Genomic DNA, 19137 nt, shown 5'->3' with positions numbered 1-19137 from the left:
GATCAGTCGACCTCCTCGACCGTCACGAGGTGGCGGACGGTGTGCACCATGCCGCGGAACTCGGGGCGGTCCTCCTTGACGACCACGTCACCCAGGCGCTTGAGGCCCAGGGTACGCAGGGTGTCACGGTGGTTCTGCTTGCTGCCGATGTAGGACTTGACCTGCGTGATCTTGAGCTGCGCCATGATTACGCACCCGCCCCGGCACGCGCACGCAGCAGAGCCGCGGGAGCGACGTCCTCCAGGGGCAGACCACGGCGGGCCGCGATCTCCTCGGGACGCTGCAGGCCCTTCAGGGCCTCCACGGTCGCGTGCACGATGTTGATCGCGTTGTCGGAGCCGAGCGACTTCGACAGCACGTCGTGGATACCGGCGCACTCCAGCACCGCACGCACCGGACCACCGGCGATAACACCGGTACCCGGGGACGCGGGCTTGAGCAGCACGACGCCGGCAGCCTTCTCACCCTGGATCGGGTGCGGGATGGTGCCCTGGATACGGGGGACCTTGAAGAAGTGCTTCTTGGCCTCCTCAACGCCCTTGGCGATGGCGGCCGGCACCTCCTTGGCCTTGCCGTAACCGACACCCACGGTGCCGTCACCGTCGCCCACCACGACCAGCGCGGTGAAGCTGAAGCGACGACCACCCTTCACAACCTTGGCGACGCGGTTGATCGCGACGACGCGCTCAACGTACGCGGTCTTCTCGGCGGCAGCAGCGCCGCCGTCACGGCCCTTCCGGTCCCGCCGCTCGCCGCCACCGGCACCGCTTCCGCGGCGCTGGGGTCCAGCCATTGGATTACCTCTCTCTTTCCGCTAGCTACAAGCGGCTCAGAACTTGAGCCCGGCCTCGCGGGCGGCGTCCGCCAGGGCGGCGATGCGCCCGGCGTACTGGTTGCCACCACGGTCGAACACGACGGCCTCGACACCGGCGGCCTTGGCGCGCTCGGCGACCAGGGCACCGACCTGCTTGGCCTGCGCGGACTTGTCGCCCTCGCCACCGCGGATCGAGCTGTCCAGGGTGGACGCCGACGCCAGGGTGTGGCCCTTCAGGTCGTCGATCACCTGCGCCACGATGTGGCGGTTGGAGCGGGTCACGACCAGGCGGGGACGCTCCGCGGTACCGGAGACCTTCTTGCGGATCCGAAGGTGACGACGCTTGATAGCAGCACGCTTGTAAGCGTCGCCCTTGAGGATCTTCTGCCCGTATGCCATGGCTTACTTACCCGCCTTTCCGACCTTGCGGCGGATGACTTCGCCCTCGTACTTGACGCCCTTGGCCTTGTACGGGTCGGGCTTGCGCAGCTTGCGGATGTTGGCCGCAACCTCGCCGACCTTCTGCTTGTCGATGCCCTCGACCGAGAAACGGGTCGGGGTCTCCACCTTGAAGGTGATGCCCTCGGGGGCCTCGACGGTGATCGGGTGGCTGTAACCGAGGGCGAACTCCAGGTTCGAGCCCTTGGCGGTCACGCGGTAACCCACACCGCTGATTTCGAGCTTCTTGACGTATCCCTGGGTCACACCGGTGATCATGTTCGCCACCAGCGTGCGGGACAGGCCGTGCAGGGCCTTGCTCTGCCGCTCGTCGTTCGGGCGGGTCACCTGGAGGGTGTTGTCCTCGCCCTTAGCGATCTCGATCGGCGCGACGACGGTGTGGGTCAGCTCGCCCTTGGGGCCCTTGACCTTGACCGTACGGCCGTCGATGGTGACGTCCACGCCGGCGGGAACCGGGATGGGGAGCTTGCCGATACGCGACATAGCTGTTTCCTCCGTTCCCTTCCGTTACCAGACGTAGGCGAGGACTTCCCCACCCACGCCCTTCTTCTGCGCCTGCTTGTCGGTGAGCAGACCGTGGGACGTGGAGATGATCGCCACGCCGAGGCCGCCGAGCACCTTCGGCAGGTTGGTGGACTTCGCGTAAACCCGGAGACCAGGCTTCGAGATCCGCTTGATGCCCGCGATGGAGCGCTCACGGTTCGGGCCGAACTTCAGGTCGAGCACGAGGTTCTTGCCGACCTCGGCGTCCTCGACACGCCAGCCCGTGATGAAGCCCTCCTGCTGGAGGATCTCCGCGATGTGCGACTTGATCTTCGAGTGCGGCATCGACACGGAGTCGTGGTATGCCGAGTTCGCGTTCCGCAGACGCGTAAGCATGTCTGCGATCGGATCAGTCATGGTCATGAATTGGCCTGTGGCCTTTCTCGCCGGGGTTTCCTATATGCGCCATCCCTCTCCCCGTACATGGACGGGACGGGTGCGGCGCGGGGACCTACGGCGTAGTAAGTCGTTCAGGGCGGCAGAGGCCCAACCCTCCCAGCCTAAGCCATGAGAGCTGAGGCCTCTGCCGTCCCGGTTGCTTACCGAGAGGTCCAGGTATCCCTAACTAGGGGATTACCAGGAGCTCTTGGTCACGCCCGGCAGCTCGCCACGGTGAGCCATCTCACGGAGGCACACGCGGCAGAGGCCGAACTTGCGGTACACGGAGTGGGGACGGCCGCAGCGCTGGCAGCGGGTGTAGCCACGCACACCGAACTTGGGCTTGCGAGCAGCCTTCGCGATGAGAGCCTTCTTCGCCATCTCGCTCACGCCTCCTTGAACGGGAAGCCGAGGTGACGGAGGAGCGCGCGGCCCTCTTCGTCGTTGGTCGCCGTGGTGACCACGGTGATGTCCATACCCCGGACGCGGTCGATCTTGTCCTGGTCGATCTCGTGGAACATGACCTGCTCCGTGAGACCGAAGGTGTAGTTGCCACGGCCGTCGAACTGCTTGGGGGACAGGCCGCGGAAGTCGCGGATGCGCGGGAGCGCGAGCGACAGGGTGCGGTCCAGGAACTCCCACATGCGGTCGCCACGGAGCGTGACGTGGGCACCGATCGGCTGGCCCTCACGCAGCTTGAACTGCGCGATGGACTTGCGGGCCTTGGTGACGGCCGGCTTCTGACCGGTGATCGTGGTGAGGTCGCGGATGGCGCCCTCGATCAGCTTGGAGTCGCGGGCGGCGTCGCCCACACCCATGTTGACCACGATCTTGACGAGGCCGGGAACCTGCATGACGTTCTCGTACTTGAACTCGTCACGCAGCTTGCCCGCGATCTCCTCGCGGTACTTCGTCTTCAGACGCGGAGTGGTGGTGGTAGCCATCAGATGTCCTCACCCGTCCGCTTGGCAACGCGGATCTTGTTGCCCTCTTCGTCGAAGCGGTAGCCGACACGCGTGACGACCTTCTGACCGTCCTTCTCCACGACCAGCTGGACGTTGGAGACGTGGATCGGGGCCTCGGTGGTCACGATGCCGCCGGCCTGGGAACCGCGAGCGGTCGGGCCGGCCTTGGTGTGCTTCTTGACCCGGTTGACACCCTCGACCAGGACGCGCTCCTCGCGCGGGTAAGCGGCAATGACCTTGCCCTGCTTGCCCTTGTCCTTGCCGGTGATGACCTGGACCAGGTCGCCCTTCTTGATCTTCATGCTTACAGCACCTCCGGAGCCAGCGAGATGATCTTCATGAACTTCTTCTCGCGCAGCTCACGCCCGACCGGGCCGAAGATGCGGGTGCCGCGAGGGTCGCCGTCGTTCTTCAGAATGACGGCGGCGTTCTCGTCGAAGCGGATGTACGAGCCGTCCGGACGGCGGCGCTCCTTGACGGTGCGAACGATGACCGCCTTGACGACGTCACCCTTCTTCACGTTGCCACCGGGGATCGCGTCCTTGACGGTGGCGACGATGACGTCACCGATGCCCGCGTAGCGGCGACCGGAGCCACCGAGCACACGGATGCAAAGGATCTCCTTCGCACCAGTGTTGTCGGCGACACGCAGTCGCGACTCCTGCTGGATCACGTCTATCTCCTGATCGTCTGCCGGTTCCCCGGGGGCCGTCTCTCGACGGCCCCCGGAGCCTGGCGGAACTGACCTGCGGGGTTTGCCCCGCAGGAATTACTTGGCCTTTTCGAGGATCTCGACGACGCGCCAGCGCTTCGTCGCGGACAGCGGCCGGGTCTCCATCAGGAGGACGCGGTCGCCGACACCCGCGGCGTTCTGCTCGTCGTGCGCCTTGAGCTTGTTGGTACGGCGGATGACCTTGCCGTACAGCGCGTGCTTGACGCGGTCCTCGACGGCGACGACGACGGTCTTGTCCATCTTGTCGCTGACGACCAGACCCTCACGGGTCTTGCGGAATCCGCGCTCTTCCTTCTTCTCAGTCACGTTGCTCTCGCTCATCAGGCGTTCTCCACCGTCTCGATGCCGAGCTCACGCTCACGCATGAGGGTGTAGATCCGGGCGATGTCCTTGCGGACCGCCTTGAGACGGCCGTGGTTTTCGAGCTGGCCCGTCGCCGCCTGGAAGCGGAGGTTGAACAGCTCTTCCTTGGCCTCGCGAAGCTTCGCCAGAAGCTCCTCGTTGCCCAGCTCGCGCAGCTCGGACGCCTTGGTACCGGCCGACATCACGCTTCACCTGCCTCGCGCTTGACGATCCGGCACTTCATCGGCAGCTTGTGGGCCGCACGCGTCAGCGCCTCACGGGCGATCTTCTCGTTGGGGTACGACAGCTCGAACATCACGCGTCCGGGCTTGACGTTGGCGATCCACCACTCCGGAGAACCCTTACCGGAACCCATGCGGGTCTCGGCCGGCTTCTTGGTGAGGGGACGGTCCGGGTAGATGTTGATCCAGACCTTGCCGCCACGCTTGATGTGACGGGTCATGGCGATACGAGCCGCTTCGATCTGGCGGTTCGTGACGTACGCCGGGGTCAGCGCCTGGATGCCGTACTCGCCGAACGCAACCTGCGTCCCACCCTTGGACATACCGTTGCGCTTCGGGTGGTGCTGCTTGCGGTGCTTGACCCTACGGGGGATCAGCATTTCGGTCAGGCCTCCGTTCCGGTGCTCTCAGCCGGAGCGGACGCGGGAGCCTCGGCCTTGGGGGCCTCGGCGCCGGCAGCCTGCTGCGGCTTGCGACCGCGCCGCTCGCCACCACGGCCACCACGGGCCGGGCGGTCGGCACCGCCACGGGCCGGGCGGTTACCCGCACGGGCCGCAGCGTTCTCGGCGCGGACCTCGGCGATGTTCTTGACGTCGCCCTTGTAGATCCAGACCTTCACGCCGATGCGGCCGAAGGTCGTCTTGGCCTCGAAGAAGCCGTAGTCCACGTTCGCGCGGAGCGTGTGCAGGGGCACACGGCCCTCGCGGTAGAACTCCGAGCGGGACATCTCGGCGCCACCGAGGCGGCCACCGCACTGGATCTTGATGCCCTTGGCGCCGGCCTTCATCGCCGACTGCATGCTCTTACGCATGGCGCGGCGGAAGGAGACGCGGGAGGAGAGCTGCTCGGCCACGGCCTGGGCAACCAGCTGAGCGTCGGTCTCGGGGTTCTTGACCTCAAGAATGTTCAGCTGGACCTGCTTGCCGGTGAGCTTTTCGAGGTCGCCGCGGATGCGGTCGGCCTCGGCGCCACGGCGGCCGATGACGATGCCCGGACGAGCGGTGTGGATGTCCACACGCACGCGGTCACGGGTGCGCTCGATCTCGACCTTGGAGATGCCGGCGCGCTCCATGCCGGACGTCATCATCCGACGGATGGCGACGTCTTCCTTGACGTAGTCCTTGTACAGCTTGTCGGCGTACCACCGGGACTTGAAGTCCGTGGTGACACCGAGCCGGAACCCGTGCGGGTTTACCTTCTGGCCCATTACCGGGTTCCTTCCTTGCTGCTGACGACCACGGTGATGTGGCTGGTCCGCTTGCGGATCCGGTAGGCACGGCCCTGGGCACGCGGACGGAACCGCTTCAGGGTCGGGCCCTCGTCGACGTAGGCCTCGGAAACGAAGAGGCTGTCGACATCGGTGTGGTCGTAGTTGTGCGCGGCGTTGGCGATGGCGCTGTCGAGCACCTTGCCCACCGGCACCGAGGCGGCCTGCGGAGCGAATCGCAGGACGGCCTGGGCCTCCGTGGCGTCCATGCCACGGATGAGGTCCACCACGCGGCGGGCCTTCATGGGCGTGACGCGGATGTACCGCGCCTGGGCCCTGGCTTCCATGGTTGTCCCTTCAGTTACTTACGTGTCTGAATGCGATCCGCTACTAGCGGCGCTTCGACTTCCGGTCTTCCTTGACGTGACCCCGGAAGGTGCGCGTCGGCGAGAACTCGCCGAGCTTGTGGCCGACCATCGACTCGGTGACGAACACCGGGATGTGGGTCTTGCCGTTGTGCACCGCGATGGTGTGACCCAGCATGCTGGGGATGATCATCGAGCGGCGGGACCAGGTCTTGATGACGTTCTTGGTTCCGGCTTCGTTCTGGGCGTCCACCTTCTTGAGCAGGTGGTCGTCGACGAAGGGCCCCTTCTTCAAGCTACGAGGCATCTCAACCCGTCCTTAGCGCTTCTTGTTCGTCTTGCGGCGGCGGACGATGTACTTGTTGCTCGCCTTCTTGGGAGAACGAGTACGACCTTCCTTCTGACCCCAGGGGCTGACCGGGTGGCGACCACCGGAGGTCTTGCCCTCACCACCACCGTGGGGGTGGTCAACCGGGTTCATCGCCACACCGCGAACGGTCGGGCGGACGCCCAGCCAGCGCTTGCGGCCGGCCTTGCCCCAGTTGATGTTGCTCTGCTCGGCGTTGCCGACCTCGCCGACGGTGGCGCGGCAGCGCACGTCGACCAGGCGGATCTCACCGGAGGGCATGCGGAGGTGGGCCATCGAGCCCTCCTTCGCGAGCAGCTGCACCGAGGCACCGGCGGAGCGGGCGAACTTGGCGCCGCCGCCCGGACGAAGCTCCACGGAGTGGATCGTCGTACCGACCGGGATGTTGCGCAGCGCCAGGTTGTTGCCGGGCTTGATGTCGGCGCCGGGGCCGTTCTCGATCCGGTCGCCCTGGTTCAGCCCACGGGGGGCCAGGATGTAGCGCTTCTCGCCGTCCGCGTAGTGCAGGAGCGCGATGCGCGCGGTGCGGTTCGGGTCGTACTCGATGTGCGCGACCTTCGCCGGCACGCCGTCCTTGTCGTGACGACGGAAGTCGATCACGCGGTAGGCGCGCTTGTGGCCACCACCCTGGTGGCGGACGGTCACACGACCGGCGTTGTTACGGCCGCCCTTGCTGTGCAGAGGGCGGACCAGCGACTTCTCCGGCGTGGACCGCGTGACCTCGACGAAGTCGGCAACGCTGGCGCCACGACGGCCCGGCGTAGTCGGCTTGTACTTGCGGATTCCCATTTCTCAGTCCTCGTCCGATATCGGACGATCCGACCCGCTTACGCGGTCGGACCGCCGAAGATGTCGATACGGTCGCCCTCGGCGAGGGTCACGATCGCGCGCTTGGTCGCCGCACGCTGGCCGAAGCCGGTGCGGGTCCGCTTGCGCTTGCCCTGGCGGTTGATCGTGTTGACCCCGGTGACCTTGACCTCGAAGACCGACTCGACGGCCTGCTTGATCTGGGTCTTGTTCGAGCGCGGGTCGACGATGAACGTGTACTTGTTCTCGTCGAGGAGCGCGTAGCTCTTCTCGGAGACGACCGGCTTCAGCAGGACGTCACGGGGGTCCGTGAACGACTTGCTCAGCGGGGTCTCGACGGTGTTCTTGCCCTCGGCGGCGTGACGACGCGCCTTGGCGACGCGCGCGGCCTTGGCGGCCTTGGCGGCCTTCGAGGCGATAGCGGGGTGACGGATGGCCATCAGACCTCGCTCCCTTCGGTGTCGTTGGCCTTCGGGCCGGCGACGAAGGACTCGAAAGCGGCCTGGGTGAAGACCACGTCGTCCGAGACGAGAACGTCGTACGTGTTCAGCTGGCCCGGCTCCAGGATGTGGACCTGGGGCAGGTTGCGGGCGGACAGCCACGCGGCCTCGTCCGAGCGCTCGGCGACCAGGAGCAGGTTCTTGCGCTCCGAGATCTTGCCGAACAGGCTCTTGGCGGCCTTGGTGGAGATCGCACCCTCGACCACGCCGGCGACGACGTGGATGCGGTTGTGACGCGCCCGGTCGGTGAGGGCACCGCGCAGAGCGGCGGCCTTCATCTTCTTCGGGGTCCGCTGCGAGTAGTCACGCGGCACGGGACCGTGCACGACGCCACCACCGGCGAACTGCGGCGCGCGGGTCGAACCCTGGCGGGCGCGACCGGTGCCCTTCTGGCGGTACGGCTTCTTGCCGCCACCACGGACTTCACCGCGGGTCTTGGTCTTGTGCGTGCCCTGGCGGGCAGCGGCCAGCTGCGCGACGACGACCTGGTGGATCAGCGGAACGCTGACCTTGGCGTCGAAGATCTCCGCGGGGAGCTCGACGGAACCGGCCTTCTCGCCAGCCGGCGAAAGGATGTCAACAGTGCTCATCGGTTACCTCAGGCCCCCTTGGCCGCGGTGCGGACCAGGACGAGGCCGCCGTTCGGACCGGGAACCGCGCCCTTGATGAGCAGCAGACCCTTCTCCGCGTCAACGGCGTGGACGGTCAGGTTCTGGGTGGTGACCCGCTCGTTGCCCATGCGACCCGCCATGCGGAGGCCCTTGAACACACGGCCCGGGGTGGCGCAGCCACCGATGGAACCGGGCGAGCGGTGCTTGCGCTGGGTGCCGTGACCGGCGCCGAGGCCACCGAAGTTGTGACGCTTCATGACACCGGCGAAGCCCTTGCCCTTGCTCTTGCCGGTGACGTCGACCTTCACGCCGGCCTCGAACACCTCAGCGGTGATCTCCTGGCCCAGCGTGTACTCGGAGGCGTCCGCGGTGCGGATCTCGACGAGGTGGCGACGGGGGGTGACGTCGGCCTTGGCGAAGTGACCCTTGAGGGGCTTGTTCACCTTGCGCGGGTCGATCTCGCCGAAGGCGATCTGGACCGACTCGTAGCCGTCGACGTCGTTGGTACGAACCTGGGTCACGACGTTGGGGCCGGCCTTGACGACGGTGACCGGAACAACACGGTTGTTCTCGTCCCACACCTGCGTCATGCCGAGCTTCTCGCCCAGGATGCCCTTGATCTGCTTAGCCATTCTCAGCCCACCAGCCTCAGAGCTTGATCTCGATGTCGACACCGGCCGGGAGGTCGAGTCGCATCAGAGAGTCAACGGTCTTGGGGGTCGGGTCGAGGATGTCGATCAGGCGCTTGTGCGTGCGCATCTCGAAGTGCTCGCGCGAGTCCTTGTACTTGTGCGGCGACTTGATGACGCAGTACACGTTCTTCTCAGTGGGCAGCGGCACCGGGCCCGCGACCGACGCACCAGTGCGGGTCACCGTCTCGACGATCTTCTTCGCCGAGGAGTCGATGACCTCGTGGTCGTAGGCCTTGAGCCGGATGCGGATCTTCTGTCCCGCCATGGCTACTCAGTAGTCCTGTCTCTCTACAGCTCTGGAACCAGGTGTTCCTTTGACTTTCGCCGACCCACGCGGTCGGGCGTGTCGCACTCCCGCTGACACAGATGTCCCTTGTTCGAACATCCCTTGTCCTGGGGAAGAGGTTCACCGGGCGCCTGGCCAGTGCCGCACCACACTTCCCGGAAGATTCCCGTACGTCCGCCCCAGCGCTGCCCGAGGGCAGTTAGGACGACGAGTACTGTGGGACTCGCTTCCGGTCCTCCCGGCGGGAGGCGCGCAGCATCAACACTCGACCGAGCAACTCCGACAGTCTGCCATATGGGGCAGGCCGGATGCCAATCGAGCCGAAGAGATTACCCCGGGGGTGACGAAGGTCAAACCCGGGGCGGGCTGTCCCCCTGGAGGAGGCCCTCCAGGACCAGGTCACAGGCCCGGTAGGCGGCCCTGCCCCAGCCCGGGGCGTCGGACCGGGGCTCCAGGATCCGGGCCAGATGTGCGACGCGCCACATGCGGTGGACGTGAGCGGGTTCGCCCCCGACAAGCCGGGCGGCGCCACGCAGAGCGCCCACGACCCTCTCGCCCCCCTCCCCGACGGTGATCGCCGCGGTGACCAGCTCGTGCAGGAACGCGGTCAGCTGAAGATCGGCCCCGATCCGGCACATACGGCGGACAAGACCCGGCTCGCCGAGCAGCTCCGGATCATCGGGCACGCCGGCGATCCCGCCGGACCAGAGGAGCAGGGACGCCCCGGTGACCTCGTGCTCCCGGAAGTACCCGAGCTGATCGGCGACGGCGGCGAGGTGATCGCCGGCCTGGAGGAGGCTCCGGACGCCGCCGAGCACGCTGTCGAGGTCATGCCGCCGGGCTGCGAGAAACTCGCCGACGGAGACATCCGCCAGGCGGACGTCGTCCCCCGCGGCCTGAACGGCCCCGATCTCGACGAGCCCGCCGAGGGGGGCGAGGACGGCACGGAGGATCCGGTCGAGGTCGGACACGCTCACGCTCCTGCCCCGTCCACCCACTGCAGCATCGTGCTCACGACGAGGGCGAGCTGCGCGGTGTCCGTCAGCCGCAGGGAGTGATCGTCGACGACACCGGTAGCGAGGTCACCCAGCTGCAACTGTGCCTCCCCGGTCTCCCAGACGATCAGCTCGCCCAGCCGCTCAGGCCCGTCGATACGCAGGGAGGCGCTGAGCTTGTCCCGTCCGGCGACGGGCCCCTGCCAGCCGACAAAAGGTCCGTCGAGATAGAGGCAGGCCCCGTCGACGTCGCACCCCTTGCAGCACGTGCCTGGACGAGATCGTCACGCCTCAATGCCATTCCTCGGGGTTAAGGGCGGCCGCGACGAAGGTGTCACCAGAGGTGACGACCAGGTCACGTTGCACGACTCGACGCATGACCTTTTCGCGGTCAAACTCTCGGAACTCGAAGATGAAATGCTCAGAGATTGCCGGCCGGTCCAGCGGAAAGCCGTCGAGGTCCACCGACGAGTTCGCCCGATCCGCCCCTTGACAGAGAACGGACACGAAAAGCGGGAAGTGATCCAATTGCAACAGTAGATCCGCTTCGCCAATAACCCCCGCAATTCCGATCTGCCCTGTGACCGCCCCACACAAGTCATCCAGGCAGTCCACCATGGCATCCCAGTTCTGCCCGAAGTAGCCCGGAAATTGCAGATGTCGCGCGAATGACTGGTAGATGCTCTGCGGTGTCATCAGCTCGCGAGCTTCGATCCGGTAGATTCTCCCACCTCGATCTTCCAGGCACCCAAGCTGCCGATCAATCTCCGCGTGCCCTCGAGGAACGAAAACGACCCACGGCTCCGACGTCCCCGTGATATCAAAGCCACTCATTCAAAATCACCCTGTAAATTCACCGACATAATAGAAGGTTCCATAGTGGTCCGGCGTATAGTAGGCCGGCCCGGGTCCATCCTTGGGCGTCAGGAGACGCTCAGTACCCCTTATTTCCTTACCGCATCCAGGAGCACTGCACCGCGGGAGGTCAACCTTGGCGTTTACATCCCACTCCTTATATTTTCCTCCCGGCAGCTGATTCAGGTTGTTACCCCAGTTGGAGTTGCCATGGTAGCCGTCGATCTTCCCGATTCCTCCTGGACGGGCGTTGACCTTGTTCAGCATGTCCACAGCATGCTGGGGAGCAGGGCCGGGGAGAATTCCGGGACCGCCAGGGCTTCCGGTTTCGCCGCCATGCAGATGACACAAGGGGGCCAATCCCAGCGGGTCGGACCAGGTGTGCGGATTGTGTACATAGGCGACGGGATTCGGAGCTGGGAGCAGACCGAGTGGATCCGGGCTGGTGTACCGACCGGTCTCGGGGTCGTAGTGCCGGTGATGGTTGTAGTGAAGACCGGTTTCCGGGTCGTGGTACTGGCCTGGGAAACGCAGCGGGGTGTAGGCGGTCGCGTCGCGACTCCAAGCGGTGATCCCCCAGAGGGTGGAGCGAGTGTGCCAGGCGACCTCCCCGTCGGGGGATATCAGCTCGGTCGGGGTACCGACCAAGTCGGTGACGATGGCAAAAAAGCGCTCGTCAATGGTTTCCTGCGGCGCCTCGACAGTCCAGATGCGTTCAGCCTGACTCAGCGGCGCGAGCCCGTCGTGGTTCCAGGTGAGCGTCGTGCGCACACCCGCATCACCCTGCTCGGTCGTCTGTTCGCAGAGTGTGTTGCCGTCCCAGGTGAAGATGGTGCGTTCGATGACGGAATGCCCGTCGGCGCCCAGACGGAGCTTTGCGGTTCGTCTCCCCAGAGGGTCATAGGTGTAACGCCAGCGCGTGCCGTCCGGAGTGATTACGGATGTGAGCCGGTCTTCAGCATCCCATTCGTACCGCCAGATGTCGGGCTTGCGGGAGAGCCGGCTCTTACGGCGCAGCACCACCCGTCCCAGACGGTCGTACTCGTAGTGGACGCCGCCGGCGCGTTCCAACCGCGTGCCCACGTAGTCACGTGACCCGGCGGCCTCATGGCCTGGATGCTGCCCCGGCCACACAGCCTCGGTCTGGTTACCGGCCGCGTCATACGCGTAGCGCTCGTTCCAGCCCTCCGCATGCACCGCCGTAACCCGCCCGTTGGCGTCGAGCTCCAAGCGCCGGCGTCGCTTGCCTGCCTCCTGGACACTCGCGAGGTAGCCGTCCGGTCGGTAGGAGTACGCACGCTTGGCAACCTGACGCCCTCCAGGAGCTTTGCCTTCCACTGCCACCAGCCGGTTGAGCATGTCGTAGGCGGATGTCACGGTGAGGGCGCCGTCCACACAACGGGTGACCTCGCGGTCTGCGGCGTCATGTGTGAAATCGATGGTGTGGCCGCCCGTTTCCAGCCGAACGCTGCGACCGGCGGCGTCATATGCCCATGTGCTGCGAGCACCCGAAGGCGTTGTGCGCAGTGTCCGGTTGCCCGATGCGTCGTAGCCGAAGCACATAGTCCGGCCGTCGACGGTCTCTCTGATGCGGCGACCGACCGCGTCAAGCTCCACGTACAAGCTGCTGTGCGGGGCAACGGCTTCCGTTAGGGAACCGTTCGCTGCGTAGGTGTAGACGGTGGTCGTACCGTCCGCGTCCTTGGCGGTGATCTGCCCCAGCGCGTCCCTCTGGTAATGCACCCGCTGGCCAAGAGCATTGGTCCGGCAGACCAGTCGACCTGCCGCATCGTAGTCGTAGCGTGTGGTCCGGCCGTCGAAATCGGACTCGGCAAGTAGTCGCCCTGCCGTGTCATAGGAGTAGTTCCAGGTCAAACCCTGCGGGTTGGTCACCTGGGCGAGACGCAGCTGGGGATCGTGCTCAAAGGTGTAACGCTCTCCCCTCGGACCGATCCGGGCACTGAGTCGGTCGAAGTGGGTGTATTCGAGTGTCGTCACCTCGCCGACGGCGTCGACATGACGAACACAGTTTCCCTCGCCGTCGTACTCCCAGGTCTCCTCTGTTCCGTCCGGCGCGGTGCGGCTCGCCAACAGACCTTCGACGGTCCATTCCAGATGGGTCTCGGAACCCAGCGGGTCGGTGACCGTGGTGATCAGACCGAATCCGTTGTACGCATAGCGGGTGGTCTTGCCGAGGCTGTCGGTCACCGCCAGTGGCAGGCCGGCGGCGTTGTTGACGCAAGAAAGTGTGCGACCGGATGCGTCCCAGACTTCTACGACACTGCCGTCTGCGCTACGGCCGAAGTACGTGGTCGCGTCCACCGGATCGGTGATGGCGACCACGTTCCCACGCTCGTCATAGGAGTACTGCCAAGACGACCCGTCCGGCAGGACGATCGTCTGGGGAAGAGACCGGTCGTCGTACAGAACCCGAATGACCGAGCCATCAGGTCGGACTGTTTCGGTCGGCATCCCCGCCTCGTTGTTCACGAAAGTCGTGCGATGCCCCAGCTGATCGGTGGTCGCGACTACATGCTGATCACTGTCATAGGTGGTGGTCACCACTCCACCCACTGCGTCCATCTCACCGACGACCAGCAACCGCTCGTCGACCACGAAGCGGGACACCGCTCCTTCAGCCGTGGTGAGGGTGGTGATGCGGCAGTCGGGCCAGGCCGGGTCGACGCCGTCGTAGGTGAGGCTGATCGCGAGGTGGCCGGCCTCGCCACCCTCCGCGATGCAGCGGTCCCGGTCGTCGTACGCGTAGTGGTAGCGCCTCTGGTTCGTGTCTTCCCAAGAGGTGACCCGCAGTCGTTCGTCGTAGGTGAACCGCAGTGGGCGACCGGACGAGTTGGTGACCGAGGTCAGGTTGCCGTCGGTGTACCCGTACTCCTTGACTGTGACGTCAGAACCGTCCTCGGCGGCACCGTCGAGGACCAGCGCGGTGATACGGCCCTCGTCCACGGTCAGCCTGAGACGGTAGCCACCAGAGTGCTGGACGGCCTGCGGAGTGCCCTCGGCGTCGTACTCGAAGTGAAGGTAGTTGTGGTTCCGATCCGTGATGCGGTCGAGTAGGCATATGCCCTCACGTGGAGCGGTGAACACTCGACCGTGGCCGGTGAGGGGATCGACAACTCGATAGCCACCGTTCTCCAACCGATGCAATGGCCAGCAGGGCCCACTCTCCGGGAGAACTGGCGTTTCCGGGCTATCAGGATGCGGATAGGCCAGCAGCAGTCCGTCCTCGGTGACGAATACGACACCAAGGGCGTCGACTTCAAGGCGCTGGTCGATCGTGGATGCCCAACTCGGACCGAACCACCAGCCGCTACGGTAGTCGGAGGCGACGCGCCGGACGAAGGTGAAGGGCAGATTCCCCGGCAGAGTGACGTCGGCCTGGGGTAGGTACATCGCCCCAGACGCCATGTCGATCGGGTCGCTGCCCTTCGAACGCACCAAGCTCTTTGCTCGGTTGTATGCGCCCTTAGCGCCATCCGCGATGGCAGTGCGACCATTTTTGGCGAGGCCTCGAAGGGCATTGGCCATCCCTTTGAGGCGCATAGCCTTGAGGCCCTTCATGCCCTTGGCCAGCTTGCCGAGGCTGGTCAGCCCCTTGCCGCCAGGTATGCAGTCCAGTGCCGCGAAGGCCACATCCCATAGGGATGCTTGGCCCTTTGAATATCTGTAAAGGGTGTCGGCGAGGACGACGAGCGCGGCCACGAGGAGGATCGCGCCGAGGATCGGGCCGCCGATGATCATCGCGATGATGCCGACGACCGCGACGACGACCTTGCAGACGGCGACGATGGTGTCCCAGTTGTCCTCGAACCAGTCGCCGACGTCCTCCCACCAGGAGCGGTTCTGGATGCCGGCGTCCGAGGCGTCGTCGATCTTCTGCTTGGCCTCGCGGGCGGCCTCCTCGCGCATCTTGCGCGCGTCCTCGGCCATCTTCTTCGCCGCGTCCAGCGCGTTCTGCGCCGAGGTGACGTCCGACTGCGCCTTGTCGTGTGCCGTCTTGGCGTTCTGCGCGTCCCGCGTGGCCGCCCGCACCTTCGCCTCGTCCGGCTTGTCGCCGTCCGACTTGCTGCCGGTGGGGTCGTCCTTGTACTTGTCGGCCTCCTTCGTCGCCCGTGTCACCCACGAATCGGCCGACGACAGCCGCGACTTTGCAGAGCTGAGGTCGTGCTGGGCCTCCCGCGCCTTCGCCAGCGCCTTGTCCGCCAGCGCCTGCGCCCGCTCCAGCTTCGGCCAGAAGCCCGCGAGTGCGTCCCCGCACATCTCGTAGGACTTCTTCAGCTTCCGCAGGTTCTTCGGGACACCGGAGAACTCGTCCTGGAAGACCTTCGCCGACTTGCCCGCCCACTGCAGCACGGCGTCGTCCTCGGCCATCCCCTTGACCAGCCGCAACGCCTCACCGACGTCATCGGCGAAGTCATGCAGCTGGTTGGCCAGCGACCGCACCCGGTCCGGGTCCCCCGGCGTCGGGTCCTTGTCCAGATCCAGGACATGCCAGTCCCGCGGCCGATGCCCCGCCATACCGCAACCCCCGTCACGCGCACGTCACTTACCAACAGCCGTATGCAGACGTGAACTTACCTGGAACGACCGTTCGACGCGAGCAGGCAGCGGGAGGGCACCTCCCTCCGGGGCGGACTAAGGATCAGCGCATTGTTGTCAGACAGCGCTCGAACTCGATCAGTGACTGTTCAAGATCCTCTCGGCCCGCGTCGTCGGTGGGGAGTTGGGGCAAGTTGTCCGCTGCGAACCTCCTCGCTCCCAGGTAGACCGCTGCGGCAACCTCGTGATCAGTCGACCGGTCCACGAGCACGCCGTCGCGTGTGGTCTCGATCCATCCGTTCTCCACACGCTTGAACGACAGCGAGAACGACGACGGCCGCGGAGCTGTAGGAACGATCCCGCCCGAAAAGGAACCGCCGCAGGCCGTCCAGGAGCAGGGTGAGGGACAGGTAGATCATCATCGCCTGATCCGTGGGGCCACCTCGTGAGGTCGCCTCGCCGAGGTTGCCGGTGACGTCCACATGCCCCAAGTCGTAGCCGGAGGGAGGCGGCGGCACGTTCTCGTCTATCGAGAATCTGAACTCCATCGCCGAGGCCCCTTCTGGCAGTGCGCGTTCCGATGTCGGCGTCACCGCCGGGGTCGCCGGTGGGGAGTCGACACTGGTCGTCCGGGCGGTAGTGGATCCCTGGCTTCGTTCACTTCTTAAGACAGCGTTCGTCGATGCAGAGTGCTGTCAGCGGCTGGGGCTAGGGTCCCTGAAGTGAGTGACTACTACGACCTGTTCCTGGCGGTGGACCTGCCACCGGACCTGCCCGAGCCGGTGCTTCTGGAACTGAGGTGGCTCCTGGGACAGGCGGACACGCCGGCAGAGTTGAAGTCGGCCGACTGGGAGTCATGGGGCGGTCCCTGGCAGGCCTTCGCCGGTGGCTCGGCGAGCCATTCCTTCGACGGGGCCGATGTCTCCCTGCTGGTCCGTGCCATGGACAGGCCTGACCTCGACGGCGGCGAACCATGGGCCCTGACCATCCGGACGTGCGTCCACGAGGACGACTTCGGGGTGATGATGGACGTCGTCGGATGGCTTCTTCGACACGCGACCACGCAAGGGTGGGTCGGGTTCGTCCGTGACTCCGGCCTGGGCCAGGTCCAACATCTCGTACGCCACGAAGACGGCTTCGATCTTGTCGACGTCCGCCCGGCCGGCCAGCCGAAGCGCGTTCCCTGGTCATCGCGGTAGCCCGTCGTACGTCTCCCTTAGGACTCGGACAGCGGGCTCGGATGCGAGCGGTAGAGCACGGAGTACGGCCCCTGCCCCGAGGCGTCCAGCGCGTAGCCGTTGTCCTCCCAGGAGTCCTCCATCTCCTGGCCGGCCGCGAACGTGACGATCGCGGAGTACTCGTCGTCGGACTCAGGCAGCCGCCAGCCGGCCAGGTCGTCGGCCGTGAAGGGGCGACCGCACAGGTACAACCCCGGCCAGCGGCGCAGCGACAGCTCCACGAAGCGGGGCATGGCGTCCGGGAAGGAGGTGTCGACGACGAAGTCCGTCGCATGGCCGGTCAGGTCCACGCCGGGTCAGCGGCCCGACGCGTACGTCACGAAGTTCGCCCACGCCGTTGCCGTGAGCGCGAGTTGGGGGCCTGTCGTGTGCTTGGAGTCGCGGACGTGGACTGTGCCGGGAGCGTGGGCGATCTCGACGCAGGAGTTGCCGTCATTCCCGCCGCTGTAGCTGCTCTTGAACCACGCCAGCTCGGAAGTATCCCCGGCTGTGGTCTTGCGCGTCATGTCTCTCCCAGCAGTTTCTCGACGAAGGCCAGCGACTCCCTGGGCGAGAGCGCCTGAGCCCGGATCGTGCCATACCGCAGCTCAAGGATGCGCAGGTGTTTGGGGTCATGGGTCGGACGGCCGCTGAACGCGCCGTCGGAGCGGCCCACCGCCGTACCGTCCGCGAACTTCAGCAGCTCGATACGTCCGTCCAGCCCCGAGTGGGTGTCGCAGTTCATCGGCATCACCTGGAGCACGACGTTGTGCAACCGCCCCACCTCCAACAGCCGTTCGAGCTGGTGACGCCACACCATTGTGCCCCCGATGGGGCGACGCAGGGATCCCTCTTCCAGGACGAAGCTCAGAGCGGGCGCCGGCTCCCGCTCGAAGACCGACTGCCGGGCCAACCGCGCCGCCACCATGCGCTCCACGTCGTCCGGCGAGTACGGCGGCTGGGCCGCGCCGATCACTGCCCGCGCGTGGTCCGGCGTCTGGAGCAACCCGGCGATGATGTTGCACTCGTACACCCCGATCTCAACCGCCTGCGCCTCCAGCTTCGCCAGCTCGCGCACCCGCTTCGGATACCGGACCTTCTTCACGTCCTCCCACGTCGCCGCGATCAGCCCGCCCGCGCCCAGCACCTCGTCCGACGCGGTCAGGTAGTCCTGGCGAGGGATGCGCTTGCCGCCCTCGATCTTGTAGACCATGTCCTCGCTGTAGCCCACGATCCTGCCGAACTCGGCGGCGCGCAGGCCGGCCGCCTCGCGGGGCAGCTTCAGCTGGCGTCCCACCGTGGTGATGACGGCCACGCCCCACTCGTCGTCCGGGTCCACTTCCCAACCCGGCTCGTCCGCCTCACCCTTGAGCCGTACCGCCTCGCCGTCCACGGACATGCGCGCCCCTCCGTCGTCCCGTTCCCGCGCCGTACGTCGGCGCCCTACCCGTGGCAACCGTGCAGACAGCCAAGACAGCACCGGACAAGCACCGGACAGTGACCGTACGCAACCGCCCTGTCACTCACCACGGTAGGCATCTGCGGCCACTCTGAGTGACGTGAATCAGGAAATCGCCCACGCCGCAGTCGAACTCCCCGTCTCCGCCCCGCACTTCAGCGTGCTGCTGTCGTCCACGGCGCGTGGCGCCCGCCTCGCCCGGCTCCTCGCCGAGGCCCAGCTGCGCCGCTGGGGGCTGCCTGCCGAGCCCGCGAACGTGATCGTGGCCGAGCTGGCCGCCAACGCCGCCACCCACGGCCGCGTTCCGGGGCGCAACTTCCGTCTGACGCTGTACGTGATCGGCGGCACGCTCTGCATCGAGGTCACGGACACGCGCGGTGAGCGGCTTCCCGAGGTCCAACGCCCCGCCGTCAGTGCCGAATCCGGTCGCGGGCTGCTCCTCGTCGAGGCGCTCGCGGACCGGTGGGGAGTGCGGGAGGAACGGTTCCCGCGCAAGACCGTGTGGGCTGAGATCGGGACGGGGAACGCCGGATCGGGGTCGGACGCGACCCGGTGAGCCTCGTCCCGGCCCAGCGCGTGGTCAATGCTTTAAAGGACCGTGGGGGAAGTACCGACCAAACCCCGCCCCACCCCGCCGACACACCCCCGCGCGCCCGTCACTCGCACGAGTGGCTTTCCCCAACTGGGCTGGATTTCCGCCCCGTTCGGTGGCATATGCTCGCCGCGACCACAACCGCAGACAT

Annotated in this window: 30 protein-coding genes; 2 read left to right on the top strand and 28 right to left on the bottom strand. The window is 66.2% G+C overall.

Annotated features, from left to right (window positions below):
• Nucleotides 1–2: 2 nt before the first annotated feature.
• From rpmD to C3489_RS10170, 25 genes are all read right to left on the bottom strand, one after another.
• On the bottom strand, nt 3–185 hold the full coding sequence (gene rpmD / locus C3489_RS10290; protein ID WP_103781455.1) for a 50S ribosomal protein L30: 183 nt from the start codon (nt 183–185) through the stop codon (nt 3–5).
• A gap of 2 nt (nt 186–187) precedes the next feature.
• The gene (gene rpsE, locus C3489_RS10285; RefSeq protein ID WP_019753099.1) at nt 188–793 is read right to left on the bottom strand and encodes a 30S ribosomal protein S5; all 606 of its coding nucleotides are present in this window, start codon (nt 791–793) and stop codon (nt 188–190) included.
• Nucleotides 794–829: 36 nt separating this feature from the next.
• Nucleotides 830–1213 (bottom strand): 50S ribosomal protein L18, encoded by a 384-nt coding sequence (rplR, locus tag C3489_RS10280; RefSeq protein WP_103781454.1) that lies wholly within the window; start codon nt 1211–1213, stop codon nt 830–832.
• Nucleotides 1214–1216: 3 nt separating this feature from the next.
• Nucleotides 1217–1756 carry a 50S ribosomal protein L6 gene (rplF, locus tag C3489_RS10275; protein ID WP_103781453.1) on the bottom strand — a complete coding sequence of 180 codons (540 nt, stop codon included), beginning with the start codon at nt 1754–1756 and terminating at the stop codon, nt 1217–1219.
• Nucleotides 1757–1780: 24 nt separating this feature from the next.
• Nucleotides 1781–2179 (bottom strand): 30S ribosomal protein S8, encoded by a 399-nt coding sequence (rpsH, locus tag C3489_RS10270; RefSeq protein ID WP_103781452.1) that lies wholly within the window; start codon nt 2177–2179, stop codon nt 1781–1783.
• 210 nt (nt 2180–2389) lie between these two features.
• Nucleotides 2390–2575 (bottom strand): type Z 30S ribosomal protein S14, encoded by a 186-nt coding sequence (locus C3489_RS10260; protein ID WP_003948630.1) that lies wholly within the window; start codon nt 2573–2575, stop codon nt 2390–2392.
• A 5-nt stretch (nt 2576–2580) separates the two neighbouring features.
• On the bottom strand, nt 2581–3138 hold the full coding sequence (gene rplE, locus C3489_RS10255) for a 50S ribosomal protein L5 (RefSeq protein ID WP_014674377.1): 558 nt from the start codon (nt 3136–3138) through the stop codon (nt 2581–2583).
• The gene (rplX, locus tag C3489_RS10250) at nt 3138–3461 is read right to left on the bottom strand and encodes a 50S ribosomal protein L24 (protein ID WP_055706473.1); all 324 of its coding nucleotides are present in this window, start codon (nt 3459–3461) and stop codon (nt 3138–3140) included. Before rplX ends, rplE begins: the two co-directional genes overlap by 1 nt.
• A gap of 2 nt (nt 3462–3463) precedes the next feature.
• Complete coding sequence (gene rplN / locus C3489_RS10245; protein WP_003998823.1) at nt 3464–3832, bottom strand: 50S ribosomal protein L14; 369 nt, start codon at nt 3830–3832, stop codon at nt 3464–3466.
• Nucleotides 3833–3928: 96 nt separating this feature from the next.
• Nucleotides 3929–4213, bottom strand: coding sequence for a 30S ribosomal protein S17 (gene rpsQ / locus C3489_RS10240; protein WP_103781451.1), 285 nt, complete (start codon nt 4211–4213; stop codon nt 3929–3931).
• On the bottom strand, nt 4213–4437 hold the full coding sequence (gene rpmC, locus C3489_RS10235; RefSeq protein WP_007494763.1) for a 50S ribosomal protein L29: 225 nt from the start codon (nt 4435–4437) through the stop codon (nt 4213–4215). Before rpmC ends, rpsQ begins: the two co-directional genes overlap by 1 nt.
• Nucleotides 4437–4856, bottom strand: coding sequence for a 50S ribosomal protein L16 (gene rplP / locus C3489_RS10230; protein ID WP_009190136.1), 420 nt, complete (start codon nt 4854–4856; stop codon nt 4437–4439). The genes rpmC and rplP overlap by 1 nt, the downstream gene beginning before the upstream one ends.
• A gap of 5 nt (nt 4857–4861) precedes the next feature.
• A complete protein-coding gene (gene rpsC, locus C3489_RS10225; RefSeq protein ID WP_003998826.1) occupies nt 4862–5683 on the bottom strand; it encodes a 30S ribosomal protein S3 in 822 nt (273 codons plus the stop codon).
• Complete coding sequence (gene rplV, locus C3489_RS10220; protein ID WP_030778516.1) at nt 5683–6030, bottom strand: 50S ribosomal protein L22; 348 nt, start codon at nt 6028–6030, stop codon at nt 5683–5685. The genes rpsC and rplV overlap by 1 nt, the downstream gene beginning before the upstream one ends.
• A gap of 43 nt (nt 6031–6073) precedes the next feature.
• Nucleotides 6074–6355 (bottom strand): 30S ribosomal protein S19, encoded by a 282-nt coding sequence (rpsS, locus tag C3489_RS10215; protein WP_103781450.1) that lies wholly within the window; start codon nt 6353–6355, stop codon nt 6074–6076.
• 12 nt (nt 6356–6367) lie between these two features.
• Nucleotides 6368–7204: a 50S ribosomal protein L2 gene (gene rplB, locus C3489_RS10210; protein WP_103781449.1), complete on the bottom strand. Its 837-nt coding sequence runs from the start codon at nt 7202–7204 to the stop codon at nt 6368–6370.
• Between the two features lie 38 nt (nt 7205–7242).
• Entirely contained in the window at nt 7243–7662 is a 420-nt protein-coding gene (gene rplW, locus C3489_RS10205; protein ID WP_103781448.1) for a 50S ribosomal protein L23, read from the bottom strand.
• Complete coding sequence (gene rplD, locus C3489_RS10200) at nt 7662–8312, bottom strand: 50S ribosomal protein L4 (protein WP_103781447.1); 651 nt, start codon at nt 8310–8312, stop codon at nt 7662–7664. Before rplD ends, rplW begins: the two co-directional genes overlap by 1 nt.
• A gap of 8 nt (nt 8313–8320) precedes the next feature.
• On the bottom strand, nt 8321–8965 hold the full coding sequence (gene rplC, locus C3489_RS10195; protein WP_103781446.1) for a 50S ribosomal protein L3: 645 nt from the start codon (nt 8963–8965) through the stop codon (nt 8321–8323).
• Nucleotides 8966–8981: 16 nt separating this feature from the next.
• Entirely contained in the window at nt 8982–9290 is a 309-nt protein-coding gene (gene rpsJ, locus C3489_RS10190) for a 30S ribosomal protein S10 (protein ID WP_003948644.1), read from the bottom strand.
• Between the two features lie 371 nt (nt 9291–9661).
• Complete coding sequence (locus C3489_RS10185; protein WP_103781445.1) at nt 9662–10282, bottom strand: hypothetical protein; 621 nt, start codon at nt 10280–10282, stop codon at nt 9662–9664.
• Nucleotides 10283–10284: 2 nt separating this feature from the next.
• Nucleotides 10285–10407, bottom strand: a complete 123-nt coding sequence (locus tag C3489_RS39250) for a hypothetical protein (RefSeq protein ID WP_258054632.1) — start codon at nt 10405–10407, stop codon at nt 10285–10287.
• Nucleotides 10408–10597: 190 nt separating this feature from the next.
• Complete coding sequence (locus C3489_RS10180) at nt 10598–11140, bottom strand: barstar family protein (protein ID WP_103781444.1); 543 nt, start codon at nt 11138–11140, stop codon at nt 10598–10600.
• Nucleotides 11141–11146: 6 nt separating this feature from the next.
• Nucleotides 11147–15697, bottom strand: coding sequence for an RHS repeat-associated core domain-containing protein (locus C3489_RS10175; protein ID WP_103781443.1), 4551 nt, complete (start codon nt 15695–15697; stop codon nt 11147–11149).
• Between the two features lie 269 nt (nt 15698–15966).
• A complete protein-coding gene (locus C3489_RS10170; RefSeq protein ID WP_258054631.1) occupies nt 15967–16266 on the bottom strand; it encodes a hypothetical protein in 300 nt (99 codons plus the stop codon).
• A gap of 174 nt (nt 16267–16440) precedes the next feature.
• Between C3489_RS10170 and C3489_RS10165 the strand changes: the two genes are divergently transcribed.
• The gene (locus tag C3489_RS10165) at nt 16441–16917 is read left to right on the top strand and encodes a hypothetical protein (protein ID WP_103781442.1); all 477 of its coding nucleotides are present in this window, start codon (nt 16441–16443) and stop codon (nt 16915–16917) included.
• Nucleotides 16918–16934: 17 nt separating this feature from the next.
• On the opposite strand, the gene C3489_RS10160 is transcribed toward C3489_RS10165, so the two are convergent.
• The 3 genes from C3489_RS10160 to C3489_RS10150 are packed head-to-tail and all read right to left on the bottom strand — an operon-like array spanning nt 16935 to nt 18334.
• Nucleotides 16935–17246 (bottom strand): hypothetical protein, encoded by a 312-nt coding sequence (locus C3489_RS10160; protein WP_103781441.1) that lies wholly within the window; start codon nt 17244–17246, stop codon nt 16935–16937.
• 6 nt (nt 17247–17252) lie between these two features.
• On the bottom strand, nt 17253–17462 hold the full coding sequence (locus tag C3489_RS10155) for a DUF397 domain-containing protein (RefSeq protein WP_103781440.1): 210 nt from the start codon (nt 17460–17462) through the stop codon (nt 17253–17255).
• Nucleotides 17459–18334, bottom strand: coding sequence for a helix-turn-helix transcriptional regulator (locus C3489_RS10150; protein WP_103781439.1), 876 nt, complete (start codon nt 18332–18334; stop codon nt 17459–17461). The genes C3489_RS10155 and C3489_RS10150 overlap by 4 nt, the downstream gene beginning before the upstream one ends.
• A gap of 160 nt (nt 18335–18494) precedes the next feature.
• On the opposite strand from C3489_RS10150, the gene C3489_RS10145 reads away from it, so the two are divergent.
• Entirely contained in the window at nt 18495–18950 is a 456-nt protein-coding gene (locus C3489_RS10145) for an ATP-binding protein (protein WP_258054630.1), read from the top strand.
• Nucleotides 18951–19137 lie beyond the last annotated feature (187 nt).

The sequence above is a fragment of the Streptomyces sp. Ru71 genome (genome assembly GCF_002920535.1).
GTDB lineage: Bacteria > Actinomycetota > Actinomycetes > Streptomycetales > Streptomycetaceae > Streptomyces.
Note: the sequence above shows the minus strand (reverse complement) of the source record. Positions and strands in the feature narration are given on the sequence as shown.

Coding starts and splice junctions, on each gene's coding strand:
- rpmD (WP_103781455.1), bottom strand. CDS start 185: ATGGCGCAGCTCAAGATCACGCAGGTCAAGTCCTACATCGGCAGCAAG.
- rpsE (WP_019753099.1), bottom strand. CDS start 793: ATGGCTGGACCCCAGCGCCGCGGAAGCGGTGCCGGTGGCGGCGAGCGG.
- rplR (WP_103781454.1), bottom strand. CDS start 1,213: ATGGCATACGGGCAGAAGATCCTCAAGGGCGACGCTTACAAGCGTGCT.
- rplF (WP_103781453.1), bottom strand. CDS start 1,756: ATGTCGCGTATCGGCAAGCTCCCCATCCCGGTTCCCGCCGGCGTGGAC.
- rpsH (WP_103781452.1), bottom strand. CDS start 2,179: ATGACCATGACTGATCCGATCGCAGACATGCTTACGCGTCTGCGGAAC.
- C3489_RS10260 (WP_003948630.1), bottom strand. CDS start 2,575: ATGGCGAAGAAGGCTCTCATCGCGAAGGCTGCTCGCAAGCCCAAGTTC.
- rplE (WP_014674377.1), bottom strand. CDS start 3,138: ATGGCTACCACCACCACTCCGCGTCTGAAGACGAAGTACCGCGAGGAG.
- rplX (WP_055706473.1), bottom strand. CDS start 3,461: ATGAAGATCAAGAAGGGCGACCTGGTCCAGGTCATCACCGGCAAGGAC.
- rpsQ (WP_103781451.1), bottom strand. CDS start 4,213: ATGAGCGAGAGCAACGTGACTGAGAAGAAGGAAGAGCGCGGATTCCGC.
- rpmC (WP_007494763.1), bottom strand. CDS start 4,437: ATGTCGGCCGGTACCAAGGCGTCCGAGCTGCGCGAGCTGGGCAACGAG.
- rplP (WP_009190136.1), bottom strand. CDS start 4,856: ATGCTGATCCCCCGTAGGGTCAAGCACCGCAAGCAGCACCACCCGAAG.
- rpsC (WP_003998826.1), bottom strand. CDS start 5,683: ATGGGCCAGAAGGTAAACCCGCACGGGTTCCGGCTCGGTGTCACCACG.
- rplV (WP_030778516.1), bottom strand. CDS start 6,030: ATGGAAGCCAGGGCCCAGGCGCGGTACATCCGCGTCACGCCCATGAAG.
- rpsS (WP_103781450.1), bottom strand. CDS start 6,355: ATGCCTCGTAGCTTGAAGAAGGGGCCCTTCGTCGACGACCACCTGCTC.
- rplB (WP_103781449.1), bottom strand. CDS start 7,204: ATGGGAATCCGCAAGTACAAGCCGACTACGCCGGGCCGTCGTGGCGCC.
- rplW (WP_103781448.1), bottom strand. CDS start 7,662: ATGGCCATCCGTCACCCCGCTATCGCCTCGAAGGCCGCCAAGGCCGCC.
- rplD (WP_103781447.1), bottom strand. CDS start 8,312: ATGAGCACTGTTGACATCCTTTCGCCGGCTGGCGAGAAGGCCGGTTCC.
- rplC (WP_103781446.1), bottom strand. CDS start 8,965: ATGGCTAAGCAGATCAAGGGCATCCTGGGCGAGAAGCTCGGCATGACG.
- rpsJ (WP_003948644.1), bottom strand. CDS start 9,290: ATGGCGGGACAGAAGATCCGCATCCGGCTCAAGGCCTACGACCACGAG.
- C3489_RS10180 (WP_103781444.1), bottom strand. CDS start 11,140: ATGAGTGGCTTTGATATCACGGGGACGTCGGAGCCGTGGGTCGTTTTC.
- C3489_RS10175 (WP_103781443.1), bottom strand. CDS start 15,697: ATGGCGGGGCATCGGCCGCGGGACTGGCATGTCCTGGATCTGGACAAG.
- C3489_RS10170 (WP_258054631.1), bottom strand. CDS start 16,266: ATGGAGTTCAGATTCTCGATAGACGAGAACGTGCCGCCGCCTCCCTCC.
- C3489_RS10155 (WP_103781440.1), bottom strand. CDS start 17,462: ATGACGCGCAAGACCACAGCCGGGGATACTTCCGAGCTGGCGTGGTTC.
- C3489_RS10150 (WP_103781439.1), bottom strand. CDS start 18,334: ATGTCCGTGGACGGCGAGGCGGTACGGCTCAAGGGTGAGGCGGACGAG.